13 protein-coding genes are annotated in these 17,108 nt (G+C 59.8%); 7 read left to right on the forward strand and 6 right to left on the reverse strand.

All coding sequences use genetic code 11. The features are described from left to right. The first annotated feature begins 119 nt into the window (after positions 1-119). Both P0D73_RS38610 and P0D73_RS38615 read left to right on the forward strand, forming a co-directional pair. Positions 120-1,172 carry a rod shape-determining protein gene (locus tag P0D73_RS38610; protein WP_408181755.1) on the forward strand — a complete coding sequence of 351 codons (1,053 nt, stop codon included), beginning with the start codon at positions 120-122 and terminating at the stop codon, positions 1,170-1,172. A 260-nt stretch (positions 1,173-1,432) separates the two neighbouring features. Continuing rightward, on the forward strand, positions 1,433-2,221 hold the full coding sequence (locus P0D73_RS38615; protein ID WP_408435354.1) for an alpha/beta fold hydrolase: 789 nt from the start codon (positions 1,433-1,435) through the stop codon (positions 2,219-2,221). Between the two features lie 131 nt (positions 2,222-2,352). Here the strand turns inward: P0D73_RS38615 and P0D73_RS38620 are convergent, their stop codons facing one another. Beyond that, on the reverse strand, positions 2,353-2,754 hold the full coding sequence (locus tag P0D73_RS38620; protein ID WP_132377429.1) for a hypothetical protein: 402 nt from the start codon (positions 2,752-2,754) through the stop codon (positions 2,353-2,355). 434 nt (positions 2,755-3,188) lie between these two features. Here P0D73_RS38620 and gltA point away from each other — a divergent pair, with 434 nt between their 5' ends. The 4 genes from gltA (at position 3,189) to P0D73_RS38640 (ending at position 9,826) form a co-directional block, all read left to right on the forward strand. After that, entirely contained in the window at positions 3,189-4,487 is a 1,299-nt protein-coding gene (gene gltA, locus P0D73_RS38625; protein ID WP_132377428.1) for a citrate synthase, read from the forward strand. Between the two features lie 226 nt (positions 4,488-4,713). Further along, complete coding sequence (locus P0D73_RS38630) at positions 4,714-6,987, forward strand: amylo-alpha-1,6-glucosidase (RefSeq protein WP_408181756.1); 2,274 nt, start codon at positions 4,714-4,716, stop codon at positions 6,985-6,987. A gap of 1,230 nt (positions 6,988-8,217) precedes the next feature. After that, complete coding sequence (locus tag P0D73_RS38635) at positions 8,218-9,231, forward strand: hypothetical protein (RefSeq protein ID WP_408319069.1); 1,014 nt, start codon at positions 8,218-8,220, stop codon at positions 9,229-9,231. A gap of 52 nt (positions 9,232-9,283) precedes the next feature. Next, entirely contained in the window at positions 9,284-9,826 is a 543-nt protein-coding gene (locus tag P0D73_RS38640; RefSeq protein ID WP_408435329.1) for a DUF2442 domain-containing protein, read from the forward strand. Positions 9,827-9,991: 165 nt separating this feature from the next. Here the strand turns inward: P0D73_RS38640 and P0D73_RS38645 are convergent, their stop codons facing one another. The 5 genes from P0D73_RS38645 to gabT are packed head-to-tail and all read right to left on the reverse strand — an operon-like array spanning position 9,992 to position 15,559. Next, positions 9,992-10,972 carry a CobW family GTP-binding protein gene (locus P0D73_RS38645; RefSeq protein WP_408435331.1) on the reverse strand — a complete coding sequence of 327 codons (981 nt, stop codon included), beginning with the start codon at positions 10,970-10,972 and terminating at the stop codon, positions 9,992-9,994. Between the two features lie 8 nt (positions 10,973-10,980). Then, positions 10,981-12,585 (reverse strand): amidohydrolase family protein, encoded by a 1,605-nt coding sequence (locus tag P0D73_RS38650; protein ID WP_408181763.1) that lies wholly within the window; start codon positions 12,583-12,585, stop codon positions 10,981-10,983. A 45-nt stretch (positions 12,586-12,630) separates the two neighbouring features. After that, complete coding sequence (locus P0D73_RS38655; protein WP_408181765.1) at positions 12,631-12,969, reverse strand: tRNA-binding protein; 339 nt, start codon at positions 12,967-12,969, stop codon at positions 12,631-12,633. 28 nt (positions 12,970-12,997) lie between these two features. Further along, entirely contained in the window at positions 12,998-14,257 is a 1,260-nt protein-coding gene (locus P0D73_RS38660; protein ID WP_408435333.1) for an aldehyde dehydrogenase family protein, read from the reverse strand. Positions 14,258-14,260: 3 nt separating this feature from the next. Beyond that, positions 14,261-15,559: a 4-aminobutyrate--2-oxoglutarate transaminase gene (gene gabT, locus P0D73_RS38665; RefSeq protein WP_408435335.1), complete on the reverse strand. Its 1,299-nt coding sequence runs from the start codon at positions 15,557-15,559 to the stop codon at positions 14,261-14,263. Between the two features lie 257 nt (positions 15,560-15,816). On the opposite strand from gabT, the gene P0D73_RS38670 reads away from it, so the two are divergent. Beyond that, on the forward strand, positions 15,817-17,106 hold the full coding sequence (locus P0D73_RS38670; RefSeq protein WP_408435337.1) for an MFS transporter: 1,290 nt from the start codon (positions 15,817-15,819) through the stop codon (positions 17,104-17,106). Positions 17,107-17,108 lie beyond the last annotated feature (2 nt).

The raw sequence follows: 17,108 nt of genomic DNA on the forward strand, positions 1-17,108 counted from the left end.
CACCCCCGCCGCGCGGACCGCGGAACGCCCAACAGGGCGGCCCATGCGGCTCGGGTGACCGGGGGCGCATTTTCCAGACTGCCCGGCACGGGCGGATAACGACACATCAGAGCCTTCCTATGGCCAGACCGACGCCGCATTACCCGCTGTTCGATCGCTTGTTCCGTCATTCCGTGACGGTGGACCTCGGCACGGCCAACACCCTGATCTATACCGACGACGGCGGTATCGTGCTGAACCAGCCGTCCGTCGTGTGTTTCCAGAAAGAGGCCGCCGACCGGCCGAAACGCGTCGCCGCCGTAGGCACCCAGGCGCGCCAGCTTCTGGGCCGCGCGCCGTGCAACCTCGAAACCGTGCGGCCGATGCGCCACGGCGTGATCGCCAACTTCTCCGCCGCCGAGCACATGATCCGGCAATTCGTCGACATGGCGCGCCTGCGGCCGCTGTTCAGCCGCCGCGCCGCGTTCACCTTGTGTGTGCCGGCCGGCGCGACCCAGGTCGAGCGTCGCGCGATCAAGGAAGCGGCCGTGGCGGCCGGCGCATGGAAGGTGAGCCTGATCGGCGAATCGCTCGCGTCGGCAGTCGGCGCGGGCTTGCCGGTGTCCGAGGCGACCGGTTCGATGGTGGTCGATATCGGCGGCGGCACGACGGAAGTCGGCGTGATCGCGCTCGGCGGCATGGCGTATAGCGGCTCGATCCGCGTGGGCGGCGACAGCTTCGACATGGCGATCGTGAGCTACGTGCGCAATCTGTACGGCGTGCTGCTCGGCGAACAGACCGCTGAGCACGTCAAGAAGAGCATCGGCTCGGCCGTGCGCGACGTGCCGCGCGAGCATATGAACGCGACCGGCCGCAGCGTCGACGACGGCTTGCCGCGCACGGTTCAACTGAGCAACCACGATATCGCCGATGCGATCGAGGGGCCGCTGCGTCAGATGATCGGCGCGGTGAAACGCGGGCTCGAAGAGGCACCGGCCGAACTGGCGACCGACATCGCCAACAACGGCATCGTGCTGACGGGCGGCGGTGCGCTGCTCGGCAACCTGAGCCGCCGCTTGACGAACGAGATCGGCCTCGACGTGCGCGTCGCCGATGAACCGCTGACCTGCGCGGTGCGCGGCGCGGGCACGGCAGCCACCGCCGGCCTGCTGGACGAATTCGCTTACGAATAATTGCGCGCAGGGCTTGCCGCGCTGCTGCCTTCGGGAGGCTCGCGTTCGCCATTGGGCCGGGCTGCCACGCTGTTCGACCGGCTGTGTGACAATACGTTTCACGTCCCAATCTCAGGGATGCACTTTCGCTCCCCATTCCATTTCGAGCCGACAGCGCCGCACTCCGGCGTTGCCGCGCTGTCCGTGAACCACTCGTGACTCAATCAGTTACCGCTTCGTCTGCTTCGTCATCTTTCATCGAACTGCGAAGCGGTTTGCGCATGCCGTACGTGGAAGCCGGTGAGGGCGAACCGCTGTTGTTCGTGCATGGTTCGCTGTGCGACTACCGCTACTGGCAACCGCAACTCGCGGGCCTGTCGAAGCACTACCGCTGTATCGCGGTGAGTCTCACGCACTACTGGCCGGCGGTCGATACCGAGCCCGGCCTGCCGTTCAGTTGGAGCGGGCATGGAAACGAAGTGGCGGAGTTCATCGAGCGTTTAGGCACAGGACCGGCGCACGTGGTCGGACATTCGCGCGGCGGTTGTGTGGCGTTTCATTTCGCGCGACGCCATCCTGAGCATGTACGGACGTTGACGCTAGCCGACCCGGGCGGTCCGTTGCAGATTGCCGGACGCCCGCCCGCGCGAATGCCTGAGACGGTCAATGCGTTGCGCGCGAAAGCGGCGCAACTGATCGAAAGCGGTGAAGTGGAGGCCGGCTTGCAACTGTTCGTCGACTCCGTCAGCCGGCCCGGTTTCTGGGCGATGAGCACGCCGGGTTTTCGCCGGATGGCGACCGATAATGCGCACACGCTCGCGCGTCAATTCCGCGATCCGCTGCCCGCCTATGTTCCCGAGGAGGCCGCCGAGGTGCGCTGCCCGGTGCTGCTGATCGACGGCGAAAAGAGTCCCGACATGTTTCGCCGTACCGCGGCAGCGCTGCAAAACTGGCTGCCGGATGCGCGCCGCGAAACGGTGCGCGGCGCGTCGCACGGAATGAATCTCGCGCATCCGTCGGCGTTCAATCGCTACGTCGACGAATTCATTCGTTCAGTGAGCGACAAGTGAACGACCAACGAGCGCAATGAACGCGTAATAAACGTGCAATCAATGCACGACGACGCCGTGCCGGGTGGCTCGCGCTCGCGGCGATGATCCGCGGGCTGGCTCGACCCCGGCGACGCATCAAACGCTCGACCTCATGCCTTGCGATGCGCGTCTTTATCGAGCGCGCGTTCCGCCGCTTCGCCCACTAGCCCGTGGTAGTACAGATGCACGCCGATCGCGAGCGAGTCGTTGCGAATTTCGTGGAAGGCTTTCCACGCTTTCACGGGATCTTTGAACAGCAGATAGTGCGCTTCCTGCGCGATCAGATCCGCGACTTCATGCAGGCCGTGACCGTGCAACACGTTCACGAGCGTATCGAGGCTGCGATGCGTGCGCGCGTCGGTGCGCGGGTAGAGCATATGCAACACCGCCACGTCCTGCGTCTTCAGCGCCGCCGACAACGCGACGACGATGTCCTGGTGATTCAGCGCGGTGACGATGTTCTCGTCGGTGTGGACGTGATCCGGAAACAGCGTTTCGAGAGAGGCGTTCATGTGGTCGTTCCTGTTCTTTTGGCTGATTAAAAAGGCCCGCCGTAGAACGGCGGGCCAAACACAGCGATGTGTTCGCAGGGGAAGCAAAACACGAGTGCAGTATCGCAGATGCACCCGCGCCTCCGCAGCCTGACTGCCGCAAAACATTGTTGCAATAAGCGCTCAACTTTCATTTAGCTGGCAGCGTGTGCAGGCGCCGCGCAGCCGGTTTGCTCGCGCCGCGCCGTTGCGGGTTTCCCGGCGACGTCAAGCCTTGTAAGAGGAAACGCCGGCAACGAATGTTGCGCCAGCCGAGATGCATTGTTGCGGTCAATCGTCGCAATTCGAGGGCCGCTGGACCTTAAAATGCCAAGCGGAGCCTGAGCATGCCAAAGCGCCTTTGACGATCGAGCATGCCGGCACGTGTGCGATGTGAAAGTAAAAGGAACGTGTAGATGAACTCGAAGACACACGCAACGCTGAGCTTTTCCGACAGCGACCAAACCATTGATCTGCCGATTTATCAGGGCACGCTCGGACCGGATGTGATCGATATCCGCAAGCTGTATGGCCAGACCGGCAAGTTCACGTATGACCCGGGTTTCATGTCCACGGCGGCATGCAACTCCGAAATTACCTATATCGACGGCGACAAAGGCGAGCTGCTGTACCGCGGTTACCCGATCGACAATCTGGCGCAGAACGCCGACTTCCTCGAAACCTGCTACCTGCTGCTGAAGGGCGAATTGCCGGATGCGAAGCAGAAGGAAGAGTTCGTCAAGACCGTCACGCAGCATACGATGGTGCACGACCAGATGCACTTCTTCTTCCGCGGCTTCCGTCGCGACGCGCATCCGATGGCGATTCTGGTTGCCGCGGTCGGCGCGCTGTCGGCGTTCTATCACGACTCGCTCGACATCAATAATCCGCTGCACCGTGAAATCTCCGCGATCCGCATGATCGCGAAGCTGCCGACGCTGGTGGCCATGGCGTACAAGTACACCGTGGGTCAGCCGTTCGTTTTTCCGAAGAACGACCTGTCGTACAGCGCGAATTTCATGCGCATGATGTTCGCGAACCCGGCCGAAGAGTACAAGGTCAACGACGTGCTGGTGCGCGCACTGGACCGTATCCTGATCCTGCATGCGGACCACGAGCAGAATGCATCGACTTCGACCGTGCGTCTCGCCGGCTCGTCGGGTGCGAATCCGTTCGCGTGTATTGCAGCAGGTATCGCGTGTCTGTGGGGCCCGGCGCATGGCGGCGCGAATGAAGCGGCGCTGAACATGCTGGAAGAAATCGGCTCGGTCGACAACATCCCCGAGTTCATCGCGAAGGTGAAGGACAAGGATTCCGGCGTAAAGCTGATGGGCTTCGGCCACCGCGTCTACAAGAACTACGACCCGCGTGCGAAGCTGATGCGCGAAACCTGCCACGAAGTGCTGGAAGAGCTGGGCCTGCACGACGACCCGCTGTTCAAGCTCGCCATGGCGCTCGAAAAAATTGCGCTGGAAGATGACTACTTCGTGTCGCGCAAGCTGTACCCGAACGTCGACTTCTACTCGGGTATCGTGCAGCGCGCGCTGGGCATTCCGACGGCCATGTTCACGTGTATCTTCGCGATGGCACGCACGGTCGGCTGGATTGCGCAGTGGAACGAAATGATCGCCGATCCGGAACAGAAGATCGGTCGTCCGCGTCAGCTTTTCGTCGGCGAATCGCAACGCGAAGCCGCGCCGCTGGCCAAGCGCTAAAGCGTCGCGGCGGCCACCCGCCCGACGCCCGCGCGGCGCTCTCACGAGGATCGCCGCGCCATGGCTCTGCACGTCCTGTGCCACTGAAAAAAAACCGAAACTCCTCTGTGATAAGTTCGTCTGACGCGGACAGACCCTCTACAATCGGAAGCGACTCAGGTAGCAACCGGATGTAGACCGAACGCAAAAGCGTGAACGCAGCAGCGAACCCATAGGAGTGACCCTGATGCAGCAGCCAGAAGCCCTCGGCGGCCTTTCGGGCGGAATCGATCACCGCGAACCCGAGCCGGACGGCGTATTCATCCCGACAGAAAACCTCAATGTCGCCAGCGCCACTCAGCACGTGCTGAAGTCGGGCGACACCTTCATCGTCAACGATCCGCTCGGCGATATCACCGGCCACGACGACGGCCTGTTCGTCAACGACACACGTGTTCTCTCGCAACTGCGCCTTACCTTCGGCGGCCGCGCGCCGTCGCTGCTATCGGGCAGCGTCAGCAGCGACAACACGTCGTTCACCGCGCATCTGACCAACCGTCCGTTGCCGCCGCTCGGCGGCGACAGCACGCCCGAAGGCGTGATCCACGTCGAGCGCGTGCGGGTGCTGTCGGGCACCGTGCTCAACGAAGCCATCGAACTCACCAACTACGGCACGAGCGACGCCGTGGTGCCGCTGTCCATCTCGTTCGCCAGCGACTTCCGCGACATGTTTGAAGTGCGCGGCCTGAAGCGCGACAAGCAGGGCCGTGTCGAACCGGCGCGCGTCGAGAATCGGGAAGTGCTGCTCGGCTATGTGGGCCTCGATGACGTGGCGCGCAATGTGCAGATTGCTTTCTCGCCGGAACCGGACAAACTTTTCGCCGACCGCGCCGACTACACCGTCAAGCTGCCGGCCCAGGCGTGTGTGTCGATCTATCTGTCGGTGTCGGTGCAGGTCGTCGCGCAGTCGGACAAACCCAGCGCCGGTGTCTCGCAGCCCACGCATGCGTTGAGCGAAGCGCACCTGTCGCAGATCGACGCTGAGCGCCCGCGTGTCGGCCGCGCTGCTGTGCGTGCCGCGCTCGTCGACGCTCACCTCGTGATGCGCGAGCGCCGCCGCGCCACCGCGCGCGTGCGGTCCAGCAATCCGCTTTTCAATGCATGGATCGACCGCTCGCTCGCCGATCTTGGCCTGCTGACCACGGACCTCGTGACCGGCCCGTATCCGTACGCCGGCATTCCGTGGTTCTCCACGCCGTTCGGCCGCGACGCCGTCATCACGTCGCTGCAGACGCTGTGGCTGCAGCCGCAGTTGGCCGCGGGCGTGCTGCGTTTTCTCGCCGAACATCAGGCGCGTGAGAACTCGCCGTTTCGCGACGCCGCGCCCGGCAAGATCATGCATGAGATGCGCAAAGGCGAAATGGCCGCCACCGGCGAAGTGCCGTTCGCGCTCTATTACGGCGGCGTCGACACCACGCCGTTGTTCATCGTGCTGGCGGGCGCCTATGCTGCGCGCACGGCCGACCTCGCGTTGATCGACGAATTGTGGCCGGCGCTAGAGCGCGCGGCGCAGTGGGTCGCGGGCGTGTGCGACAAGAATCGCTTTGGCCTGCTGGACTATCAGCGCGAATCGGACGGCGGCCTGGCGAATCAAGGCTGGAAGGACAGCCACGATTCGGTCTTTCACGCCGACGGCCGCTTTCCAGACGGCCCGATTGCGCTCGTCGAAGTGCAGGCCTATGCGAGCGCCGCCTTCGACACCATGGCCCACTTCGCGAAGCTGCGCGGTTTGCACGACTCGGCGGCTCAATACAGCGAGCGGGCGAAGAAAATCCGTCAGTGCGTCGAAGAAAAGTACTGGATGAAAGAGGCCGGCTTCTACGGCATCGCGCTCGACGGCCACGGCGAATTGTGCCGTGTGATGGCGTCGAACGCCGGTCACTTGCTGGCCTTCGGTTTGCCCTCACGCGAGCGCGGCGAATCGGTGGTGCGCGCGCTCGAATCCACGCTGTTCCACACCGGCTGGGGCGTGCGCACGCTGGCGGCGAGCCAGTCGCGTTTCAACCCCATGGCGTATCACAACGGCTCGGTTTGGCCGCACGACAACGCGCTCTGCGCGCGCGGCCTGTCTCGTTACGGCGGCAAGGCGGCGGCCGTGCGGCTCTTGCAGGCGCTGTTTCAGGCAGCGGTCAATTTCGACATGCGCCTGCCCGAACTCTTCTGCGGCTTCCCACGGCGGCGCGGCGAGCCGCCCACCGCCTATCCGGTCGCCTGTCTGCCGCAGGCGTGGGCAGCGGGTTCGCCGTTCATGATGCTCGAAGCGTGCCTTGGCATCACGATCGACGCCGAGCGGCGCGAAGTGCTGATCGAACAGCCGATGCTGCCCGAAGGCATCGACTGGCTCGAAGTGGGCGATTTGCGGGTAGGCGACGCCTCGGTGTCGATCACGTTCCGCCGCATCGGCGACAAGGTCGTCGCCTCGGCGGAGCAGGGCGACGTGCGAGTGGTCGCGCTTCTTTAAACAAGCGTCGAGAGCACTGGTGGCTCGAAAACGAAAGTTGGCCCAAATCGGTGGTGTAAGTTATCGATTGGGTTGGAATTGTAAAAAATTCACGGAAGTCGATTTGCAAATCAATGTGGCCTAGCCCGAATCGAGCCACATCTGCGGGTGGTAAACGATTGTTGTCCCGGGATTTGCAATCAAACTTGGCCCTGCACGGTGTGTGAATTGACTCGCGGAGAGCAGACTTGAGCAGTCTGCGTACCCGTGTCACCATCGTTGTGTTTTTATATAGCGACACAAAAAAGGACCGTCCAAATGGACGGTCCTTTTTTGGGAGCAGCGAAAGCGCGACGTGCGACGTTGATGCATTAAGTCACCCGGGCGAACGCACTTTCTGTCGGAAGGGTTTTGGGCTTTCGCGTCTTCACAATTGTTGCTTCGACGATTGGCCATTTTCTAGACCGACGGCATGATTGGTAAAACGAACTTACCGCGGAGGTTGTTCCACATTCTGCGTTCACAGCCGACCAGCCCATCCCGGTTCCAAGTTTCATAATAATGGCTCCAATGTAGTGGCGCGCACGGTCGCCCGTAACCAGTCGCGGGCCGGGCGGAAATAAGGGTTCAAGCAAGGACCATTCGATATCGGACAGTTTCCACCCGTCGAGCCCCTCGACAATGTTCGGGTTTGTCAGAACGGGGTTGAGGTGCGTTGACGGACCGCGTCCGGACAGAGCAAATTCATGTGGCTGAAGTCCAGCCCACTCAAAAGGCGCTTCCAAGGGGCGGAACGAGTTAACCGTCGCGATGAGACCATCAGCGTTTCTCCAGGCAACAGTCCCTTGACGGAGACGCTTGCCTCGATGTTCGGCAGGGTAAGTCCAATGGTTCCACAGGCAGCGTGCGCATATACCGAGTCGTACGCCATTCGGGCGGATGGAAAGCAATACAGCCATTGCAGGCGAGCCAATCCGCGATGAGCGATTGGCACGTGTTGCCGAAGACGACTAGGAATCAGCGCAACTGATACTGAGCCGTGTGTCGACACTGGAGCAAGGAGCATATCGAGTCCGGACGGTCTAAAAAGGTATTGAAAAACGGTGGCGTTCGGCTTGAAGAGCGCCTTGAGAAAAAGAATTGCCGGGGCTAACAGTCGAAGCCCGTTTTGATTTGCTGCGTAAACTTTGTGGCGGTTATTGAGTCCCTTGCGCGCGATTCCCATCTTGTCATCAGTTCAGCGAGCTTAATATGTCTGTTGGCGGCTGGGACATTGCTATGCGGCGAATCGATGCTGAATATGACATCCCGCAGAATGTCGCGTCATCCCTGGTCCGCAAAATCGCGCCAAACGGGTTTCGTCTGCCTGCGGCTGACCGTCAGAAGTTTCAGCGGCTACCCGACCACGTGATTGCTCGCATAGAACAGATTGTTCGCGACGCGTACATCGAGGCCGGCGAGGACGTTGGCGGCGATATCCTGCGCGAGCATATTTGGCAGCAGGCACTTGCTGCGCGCCGCGAGATGATTGCAAATGGAGAACTGCTGGCACTAAGTGACTTTAGAAAGCGCATCGGCGCGACTGAAAAACGACTCGCGCTCCTTCTCGAAGATGGCAGCGTGTTCACCGTCGCGGTCGACGGAGCCTCATACATTCCCGCTCTGCTTGCAGACCCGGCAGTCAACCGAAAGCGCGTGCAGGCAATTTGCCGAATCATTGTTCCTGCTGAACCGTTGAGCCGACTTGATTTCCTCTCGTCGCAGCGGGGTGGCTTGGGTAACCGCCGTCCGCTCGACATGCTCGACAGCGACGTTGATTTCAAATTGCTGCAGCGGATTGCAGCGGCGTGGGCGGCCGAGTGGTCGCGCACCATCGTTAAGATGTATAAGGGTGAACACCAGTGCGAGCCAAGCGATGTTGAACCGCTGTACACAGCGACGGTGGAAATCGACCCAAGAAAAGCATTGTGGAACCGCGCCTCTGAGGCGCTGCATGCACACGGATACGAATGGCCGCTGAGCCCATATCGGGAGGCTCGGATATTTACCCTCTTTGTCGGCCGACAAGCGGTTGGGGATTCCGCGCCAATACCGGAAGCTTGCCTGCAAATCCTTGTCGTCGGCGAGCTCGTTCGAATCCGAATCGTAGCTGCGCCAGGCACTGCGCTCAACTCGCAAACAATTGCGGCTGGCAAGCACGAGACGTTTGTTGACGTCGCGAAGCAAGTCATCGCTCACTTCCTTGCGCTGAGCGCAGGCCGCTAGGGAGCGGTGTTAAATGATATGTCGCATTCGACCGATAGCAATCGAAGTAATCGTGAATAAGAAAAATCTGACTGTTTTCCTAAAACACGGGGGCACGTTGCGACTTCCGCTGCGATTGTTCCCAAAACTGTGGGTGGCAAGCCCTGAGCAACGTCGGGATGTCCGCATTTCTGCGTCCGGCGAGGGGTTACGTTGGGACCAGTTGGATGAAGAAGTAAGCGTCAGCGGGCTGATGCGCGATGCCGAGAGGCGCCATCGTGATGAGCGATTGACCTCGTGCGTACCGGTCGATTTTCCATGGGACCCAACGCCTGCCTTGTTGTCGGGAACGCAGCCAAAGCTAACTGGCAGGTGGATTGACGGCGGGTTTGTTGTCGGGCTGACTGCCGAAGAACGCTTCATAAGATGGGACCTTTGTGAGGATTTGGCGCAGCAGCTGGTTCCAAAGACCCTCAAGGATGCAGCTAATTATCCGGACAATTCGCGCGACGTAACGCTGCGGCGGATGAGGAGGGCGATTGCAAACAAAGAGTGGACGGAACGCGTGGAGACCGATTGGCTTATGCAACGGCTGCGGGCCCTGCTTGGCTGGTGACAGGCAACAGCATGAAGGCTCACATGTGCATCGATTTGATGCCAGTGCGGTGCGAGAACTGGCTGCTGCGGGCGGTGGCTATCTTCGCAAGCGCTAAGCGCAGGGCATGCGCTTGCGAACGCGGGAAGCCTCCCTCGAAGACAAGACGCACATCACAAAATTTCTTTATTGAAGGTTGAACCAGCTCACCCGGTGCTCCATCGGAACCAACTCTAAATCCTGGATTCCGCAGTCCCGGGCGATGACAATTGCTCCGAGCGGCACCGCCGCGTCCGAATTAAGACGGCGAGGCGCAGAGAACGTCGTGCCCACGCTTTGCAAGAGAACCCGGTCATTACTTCCTTCTCCCGGCACAATTGCTTTTATTCTCAACAGTCGCTCCCCAAGCGCGCCAGCTATGTTTTCCAGCCAGTCCAACGCGGATTCCCAAGGCAAATCCTCCTCGAACTTTGCACGGAACACCCGGATTCTCGGATGGAGCAGACGCCGTCGCACCTGCTCTCTAACCTCTCCGTTTCCAATGGGAGAGCCGGTGTCGCTGAAGGATAGAAACGCCTCCCGTGCGCGAACTGACGACGAGAACTCGTCAACGATTCTTGCTACTGGATTTGCGGACGCAACCACTCCTAGCGCCTCGTCGCGTCTCTCGTTTGATACGAGGTCCATCTTGGTAAGAACAATCGTGTTGGCTGCAGCCAACTGAGCTGCGGCGTCTTCAAATTCGGAAGTCTGCAACGCAGGCCGACTGCAATCGTAGGTCGTAATTAAATGGAGCTTCAGCCGGAGGTCCGCTAGTTCCTGCAATGACGAGACTATGGGACCGGGGCGCGAAAGGCCACTGCACTCGAGAATAATGCGGGAGAGGGGACCTTGCCCGGTGAGCCGACGAGACTCGACAAGGTCTTGGACGGTAGTGACGAGGTCGTTCGTCAATGAGCAGCATACACACCCGTTGCTAAGCGTCGCCATCGACATGCCACGGGCCGATTCAGAAAGAATTGCTCCGTCAATGTTGATTTCGCCTGCTTCATTGACGATGACGGCAGTCTCGGACGCGTTCTCGCTTGCAAGAAAGCTTTCGAGCAGTGAGGTCTTGCCGCTGCCCAGCGTCCCCGAAACGATGACGAACTGAGGTCCGGATTGCATGTTGTCCCTCATTGCGCGCGTCGGTTCTCTGACGAACCCGGCCAGCTGCCAGCGACCATCTCGCGGACATCGGAAAGCAGTTCATCCACGTCAAAGACCATACCTGCTCTGATTGTCTTTTGCAGACATCGCTTGTGTTCTGGACCATTCGTCTGTTCATTCAAGCGGACGGTGCCAGTGCCGTAAAGCAGCTTGAAGTCAGTCAATGGGTTCTGGTCATGGACGAGGATGTCTGCACGCTTGCCAACTTCCAGCGTCCCCGCGTCGTCTTCAATCCCGAGAAGCTCAGCTGCATGAGACGTCGCTGCACGCAGCACCTCGAGCGGTGAAAAACCTGCTTCCTGGAAGAGCTCAAGTTCCCGAACAAAGCCGAAGCCGTAGACTTGATACATGAAACCTGAGTCGCTACCGGCGCAGACTCGTCCGCCGCGATTCTTGTATTCGTTGAGGAATGTCATGAGAATGCGGAAGCTCTCCTTCCACTCAACCTCGTTTTTCACGGACCAGCGGTAAAAATACGCGCCGTGTCCGCCGCGTTGCGGCTGGAAGTATTTCCACGTCGTACTGTCCGTGTACTCATCGTGCCATTCGGCGCGACGTACACGCATAAGGTCGCGGTTGCTGTCATAGACGTTCATTGTCGGAACGAACGTATGTCCAGCCTCCAGGAAGGCTTCGATGACTTCGTTCCACTTCGCGCTGCCCGGCTTCGCCGCTTGCAGAAAAGTCTGCCCAGCAGTTGCAAAGCGCATGTATTCGTCGTTGTAGTTGTAGTCGTCGTCGACCGTCTGGAGCGTTCGACCGTCAAACAACGCTTCCGGAATGCCGTACGAGTGCTCAGTGCTCGTCAGGCCCCAGCGCGCAGTCCGCAAAGCATTCATCCGTCCGACTGAAAGCTGTGCGTGGTGGCAGCAGGAGCGTAGACCGAGCTTCTTGCATTCGTCCAGGGCGGCTTCCATGATTGCCGGTGGTGCGCCAAAAAACTTCACGCCGCGCGCGCCTTTCGCGTGCGCCTTGCGCAGCCACTCCCGTCCTTGCTGCGGCGTATAGATAGTCTTCAGATAGTCGTTGACTGCCGGGAAATAGACGTAGGGGTATAGCGTCGGAGCGGCGATTTGCCCTTCATCTGCGGCTACAGCCTGCTGCTGCGTCCAGGCAAGGCCGTTCATGGTTCCCGCCTCGCGTACGCTCGTTACGCCATGCGCAAGCCAGAGCTTGTAGATGTAATCGGCAGGCATCATCTCGCCATTCGCCGCATGGAATGGTGTCCCAACATGCGCGTGGCAATCTACAAAACCCGGGGTGACGAATTTGCCCGTACAGTCAATCTCATGGTCGCCGGCTTCCGGACGGCGTACTGGGTTGATGGGCAGACCGGGAACTCCAACGGCAGCAATCTGAGTAATGCGTCCACCTTCGACAACGATGTCCGCCGGACCCCAGGGAGGCGCACCCGTGCCATCAATGACCATTGCACCGCGCAGCACGAGCCTCTGAAAAGGACCCGTGCCACGGTCGCGCGTCGTTGCCGCCTGCACCTGACCTAACCCTTTCTTGGCAAAACCCGCGACCATCTCTTCGCCAACTTCGATTTCCGCTATGGGCGTATTCATGCCGTCTCCATCCTTTAATCGCCCTACGCGGGCATCCGATAGTCGTTAAAACACTTTCGTCCCAGGTGCGATGTCGCGCTCGGGCTTTAGATAGACAACAGAGCCGTCTGCCTGCTCAACACCGAGCATCAGTACATCAGACTTGAATCCACCGATACGGCGGCTTCCAAGGTTCACAGCGCAGACGACCATTTGACCCATTAGCTCTTCCGCTTTGTAGAGTGCCGTATATTGACCGCTGCTCGCCAGTTCTCCGAGTTCGCCGAAGTCAATCCAGATTTTGTACGCGGGCTTACGCGCTTCGGTGTTGAGTTCGACTCGGGCAATACGACCAGCACGCATGTCGACCATTGAGAAAGCTTCGAAAGGGGTAGTCTCGCTCATGTTGGGACGATTCAAAAAGGTTTGCAATCTAGTTGCTGTTGTAGCTGCTCGGTCTCGACCAGTCGCCGCGCTCGCCTGTAACTGACGGTGTCAGCGTATTGGTTGTGAGGCACATCGTGCGAGGAAGTTCTGATTGGTGACCGAACCTGATGACAGGAAGAATCGGGCCTTCGGCCTCTTCGACACAGACGCGCATGAACGGCTTCGCATGGTCCAGAACAATGGGTTGAATCAGCCGGCCATCCAAGACAACCAGACCGGCCGCGAGCGTTGCACCGTCGAGCAGCGCGTCGTCGACTTGCTCGGATACAAAAGCGGCGGCCACGTCGTCTATGACGGGTCCAATCTGGGTCTGTTCATCGACCGGGTCGCCGATATGAAGTCGGGCCGCCCTGTCGATTAGGATTGGGACAAGAGCATCGGCGACCGAGTTGTGCACATACAGGCACGATACGCGCTCGGGGCCAGCGAGAAGAGGGGGGAGGAATACCCGCTCGATAACCGCATCACATCCGGCGTCAATGTCAGCATCCGCATCTATCACCATCGGAGCCCGCTCGCTCTGAGAAATCTTCACGGGCACGACGGCTTCATGGCATGCACGCGAAACATAAGACCCCACATCGCGGCTTCCATGGAATCGCACTTCGGTAACGTGCGAACTCCTGAGTGCGGTTCGCAGCATACCGATTGCGTTGATTGAAGGCGCAACGCACAGGAGTTTGTCCAGATTGCCGCCCTCGGCCCAAAGCGATGCAAGCGTTCGCGAAGCCAATGGAGCCCGCGAGGACGGCTTGATGACAAGGGCTCGCCCTGAACTCAATACTGCGATTGCCTCTTTAACTGTCGCAAGGACTGGGTCACGCCAGTTCAAAATGGAGAAAGCTGACCGCGCTGCGGTCCAGTCGCACACGAGCGGAATCGACGGACAAGAACAGTAAGCATTCAGCGCCGCCAGAGCAGTTGCCACCTCAACCCGTGCAAACCGGATGGGCTTCCCCGTCTCGAGACTGACGACGCGCGCCAATTCTTCATGTTGGGAGCCAATCTTGCCTGCCCAACTACGGAGCCGTTCCTGAATTGGATGAGTGTTTTGCTGGTTCCCTGCGACGCGTGAACCCTCGTCGAAGCTCGATGCTAGCGTTTGAACGTCGATGTCCGGCGCGCGACCTATGACGGTGCCGTCATAGGGGCTCAGAACGTCGAAACGACGCGTCGCACTTGTCCTCGCATCGGAATGGCAAACATGCATGGCGAGTTCCGAGGCGTCGTTTTGGCTGTCACGCATCGCTCAGGTTGCGGCTTTCGCAGCAGCGACTGCTCGCCCGAACATCCCAAGCGCGTCAGACACATCCTGGTCAGACACGGTGAGAGGCGACAGAAAGCGAACCACGTTGCGTTCAACGCCGCACTTAATCAGCAGCAGACCTTCTTCGCGGGCGGCGTCGAGGATACGCTGCACAATTGCGCTATCAGGGGTTCTGGCTGGTTGGTCGGACACGAACTCCACCGCGACCATCGCGCCAGTCTGGCGGATTTCCCCCATCTCTGGATGCGTCACCTGGAGTTTCTCCAGACCGGCACGAAGTTGTTCGCCGATTTTCACGCTGCGCTCAAGGAGGTTTTCCTGTTCGAAAATGTCGAGTACGGCGTTGGCCGCAGCGCAAGCGAGCGGATTGCCGCCATACGTACCACCCAGCCCGCCTGGTTGCGGCGCATCAACAATCTCGGGCCGACCGACCACGCCAGAGATGGGCAAACCGCCTGCGAGGCTCTTCGCGACCGTCACCAGGTCGGGCTGGATACCGGAGTGCTGGAAGCCGAACATCTTGCCAGTACGACCGAAACCCGTCTGAATCTCGTCGCAAATCAACACGATTCCGTGCTTTCTTGTCAGTTCGCGTAAGGCCTGCATGAACTCCGCCGGCGCAGCGAGGAAGCCGCCGTCGCCCTGGACCGGTTCGAGAATAATTGCTGCCACCCGGTCGGCTTGAATTTGCGTGCTGAAGATTGTTTGCAGCGCCTTCAGCGCGTCGTCCGATGTGATGCCGTGATACGCATTCGGGTACGGGGCGTGATACACGTCCGGCGCGAACGGCCCGAAGTTCTGCTTGTAGGGAGCGCTCATACCCGTGAGCGACATGCCAAGGAGCGTACGGCCATGGAACCCGCCGCGGAATGCAATCACGCCCGGGCGGTTCGTGTAGCCGCGAGCAATCTTGATTGCGTTTTCGACCGCCTCGGCACCCGTGGTCAGAAACACCGACTTGTAACCTTGGCCCGGAGCAACCAGCTCGGATAGACGCGCGGCCAGGCGGATATACGGCTCGTAGCCGACGACCTGAAAGCACACGTGCGAGAACGACTCGAGCTGCAGTTGCACTGCCGCGACGATGGCCGGGTGGTTATGCCCGACGTTCAGCACGCCGATACCGCCGACGAAATCGAGGTATTTGCGCCCCTTTTCGTCCCAGAGGTAGGCGCCGGCTGCACGGCTGGCAATGATTGGATGTGCTGTTGCAACTCCGCGCGCGACAAACGTGTCGCGAAGCGCAGCGGTGCTCTGGCTCTTGTCGAGTTCCTTGTTCATGAAATCACCTCCCTGAGATGGAATCCATGGTAGGTAGCCACAAACCCTGGGAACATCTACGAAAAGTAGGAATTCGTAGTCAGACTTTCATCTTTTTTGGCGAGATTAGTACTTGATGTACTAAGCTTGAAGCTTCCGTTCCTACCAAAGGTGGGTAGTTATGCGATTTCTGGCTGAGTTCAATGGGATACGGCAGGGCTCCCGACCGGGAACGCGCCGACCATTGAAAAGAGCTTGAGCACGCATTGGGAGCGGAGATGAACACAGTGAATCTGGCAGGAACCTACCTGGATGAGAAGTCTGCGCGACGGCGCGCGATTGTCGCAACCGTCCTCGGCAACGGCTTCGAATGGTTTGACTTCATGGTCTATGGCTTCTTTGCCATCACCATCGCGAAGCTTTTTTTTCCGACCGGTAACGACCTGACATCGCTGATGCTCTCGGTTGCGACATTCGGCGTCGGCTTTCTCGTTCGTCCCTTCGGCGGCATCCTCATCGGCATTTACTCCGACCGCGCTGGCCGCAAAGCCGCCCTGTCCTTGACCATCCTATTGATGTGCGCAGGTACGGCCATCATCGGACTTACTCCGACTTATTCGCAGATTGGGATGGCCGCCCCTTGCCTGATTGTTCTCGCACGTCTGTTGCAAGGCTTCTCGGCTGGCGGTGAGATGGGTACGGCTACAGCGTTCCTCACGGAACACGCGCCCAAGGGCAAGAAAGCGTACTACTCGAGTTGGATTCAAACGAGCATCGGTTTCGCCGTGCTGCTGGGTGCCTGCTTCGGTACAGGCATTACGCTTGGGCTCTCCACGGCTGACATGGAAAACTGGGGTTGGCGCATCCCGTTTCTGTCCGGCTTGCTTATCGGACCCATCGGCTTCTACATCCGTCGTAACCTCGAAGAGACGCCGGTCTTCTTGAATGAAACTGACAAGTCGAAGACCCCGTTGGCCGACGTGCTTCGCGACTATCCGAAGCAAGCCTTCGCAAGTTTCTCCATGGTCGTGCTTTGGACGGTCTGCATTTATGTGATTCTCTTCTACATGCCGACCTTCTCAGTGAAGGTTCTCAAGCTTCCGCAGTCGGCATCGTTTATCGCTGCAATGGTCGGCGGTGGCGTCATCACTTTCTTATCGCCTTTCACCGGCTGGTATTCCGACAAAGTCGGGCGCAAGTGGCTTCTCGGCGGGGCTTCAGCAGCGATGCTTGTGCTCGCTTGGCCGATGTTCGCGATGATTGTAAAAGCGCCGTCGGTCGCTACCTTGTGCGTATTCCAAGCGGTGTTCGGCGTACTCATCGCGATTTACACGGGACCCATCCTTGCCGCGCTGTCCGAGACGTTTCCGAGCAAAGTGCTCTCGACCGGCCTCTCGGTTGCCTACAATATGGCTGTGATGACGTTCGGTGGATTCGCTTCGCTTATTCTGACGTGGCTCATCAGCGCGACTGGCACACCTATGGCGCCCGCGATTTACGTAATTTTCGCAGCGGCCTTCAGCCTGCTCGGGGTACTTCTTGGTTACCGACAGCCCAAAGAAATCTAACA

The organism is Paraburkholderia sp. RL18-101-BIB-B (genome assembly GCF_046026985.1).
GTDB lineage: Bacteria > Pseudomonadota > Gammaproteobacteria > Burkholderiales > Burkholderiaceae > Paraburkholderia.